This is a genomic window from Fructobacillus ficulneus (assembly GCF_001047075.2).
GTDB classification, from domain to species: domain Bacteria; phylum Bacillota; class Bacilli; order Lactobacillales; family Lactobacillaceae; genus Fructobacillus; species Fructobacillus ficulneus.
Genome location: NZ_DF968005.1, coordinates 489,327 through 491,291, shown reverse-complemented (window position 1 = coordinate 491,291; position 1,965 = coordinate 489,327). Strand labels below are relative to the sequence as shown.

The following is a 1,965-nucleotide window of genomic DNA, read 5'->3' as shown; positions in this document are numbered from 1 at the left end:
ATCGTCGGCCAAAGGCCGACACTCCTCTCAAGTTTCTCTCTATAAAATTAATTAAAAGACTAATATTAATCGTTGGTTTTGTTAATTTGTAAGCCGGACGATTGGATGGGTAGTAAAACAAGTTGGCCATCAAGGTCTAATTGATTAATTGCTTTTTCAATTGGCTGAGCCTGAGTTTTATTAATCAATGATACGACAGTTGGGCCCGCCCCCGATAGGTAGGTTCCGGCAAGGCCAAGTCGATGGAGTTCTGCACGAATTGTTAAAAATTCTGGTGCTAATGATGCCCGGAAGGGTTCGTGTAAATGGTCGCCTTCAACTAAGTGTTGAAGGGCACGGGTATCGCCCTCGTAACAGGCTACAACTAAGTTAGCTAATCGTTGGCTTTGCAAAGCAGCAGACTTTAAAGGTAACTGCGCTGGCAAGGCCGCCCGTGCTTCAGCAGTTTTCAATGGATAATTTGGGATGAAGGTCAATGCGGCTAAATCATTTGGGAAAGGCAACGCCGTAGTTTTCACACCCGTTGCTGTTTCACCGGTTAGTTGTAGACCACCAAAAATTGTCGGAGCTACATTATCGGGATGACCTTCTAATGCGGCACTTTCCTGGAAAATTTGTTCCTTATCGATTTTTCCTTCAGCCAACCAGTGGCCAAGAGCTAGTCCGGCAACAAGGGCAGAAGATGATGAACCAAGACCGCGGGCTAATGGAATTTGACTGGTAACGGTAATCTCATATGGCTGGATACTTGGATCGACCATTAAGGCCGTTTCAATAACTAGGTTTTCTTCGTTAGTTGGTACTTCTGGCCCGTAAGGGTGGTGAACCAGCCAGGATGAACGTGCTTCACCCAAGGTCAGGGTCAAATTAAAATCAAGTGCTAAACCGAGACAATCAAAACCAAGGCCGAGGTTAGCAGAACTTGCTGGAACAGTAATTGTTAACATGGGGAAATCACAAACTCCTGACTTAATGAGTGATTGGTACTAAAGGCGGATAGCAATTGGTTGTGTTGGTCTTGAGTTAATTCCTTGGTAAAGACCACCAATTGGCTGGTGTTTTCGTTAATTTCATGGTTCCCTTGTTGGCTAATTAAAGCTGTTAATTCGGGGGCCAGGTTAGGTGAGGTTGCTGGGGTGGGTTCGTTCATAATCCAGCAGTAGGCTTGAGCGTGTGGTGCTGTTAGAGTCATTGACTTGATTGGTGCCGGTTGGCGAGCTTCTTTAGGAGCAAAGGCTGCCTCAATGATATCGGCTAGGACTGCTTGGGCAGTTGGTCGGGCACCGGCACCAGGACCGTAGTACAAGGCTTGACCAAGGTTGTCACTATTAACGGCGATGGCATTATTTTCGTTGTGAACTTGGGCGAGTAGTGAATCGCCTGTTACGACTTGGGGTGCCACAAAGAGGCTGACTTGGTCTGCATTGACCTGGTCAATTGCAAAGAGCAACTTAATTTGACCACCTAAAACATTGACGGCGGCGATGTCATTTGCGGTGATCTTTTGAATACCGGTAATTTTGATGTCAGTTAGGTTGGCCTGAACGCCAAAAACTAGGCGAGCCAAAATCAGAGCCTTAAAGCTTGCATCATAGCCGGCAACATCATTGGTAGGGTCAGCTTCAGCAAAACCAAGGTCTTGAGCCTGCTTGAGAGCTTGGTCATAAGAAAGACCATTTTGAGCCATCTGAGTCAACATAAAGTTGGTGGTTCCGTTGACAATTCCAGTTAATGAACGGATGGTATCCGTTCGGTAATACTGACGAAGGGTACTGATAATTGGAATTCCACCAGCAACGGCAGCTTCATATAACAGGGGAACTTGGGCCTTGGTGGCGATATCTTGTAATTCAAGTCCGGCTGTAGCAATTAAGTCTTTGTTTGCCGTGATAACGGGCTTCTTGCTTGCTAAAGCTTGGGAAATCCAGTTTTTAGCTGATCCAGTTCCGCCAGCAACTTCAACGA

General features: G+C 46.1%; 2 protein-coding genes. Both read right to left on the bottom strand.

All coding sequences use genetic code 11. The features are described 5' to 3' along the window. Positions 1-65: 65 nt before the first annotated feature. Entirely contained in the window at positions 66-947 is an 882-nt protein-coding gene (thrB, locus tag AOQ29_RS06935; protein WP_061993752.1) for a homoserine kinase, read from the bottom strand. Then, a partial coding sequence (locus tag AOQ29_RS06930; RefSeq protein WP_114675010.1) for a homoserine dehydrogenase occupies positions 941-1,965 on the bottom strand: 1,025 nt, incomplete at its 5' end. The genes thrB and AOQ29_RS06930, both read right to left, overlap by 7 nt.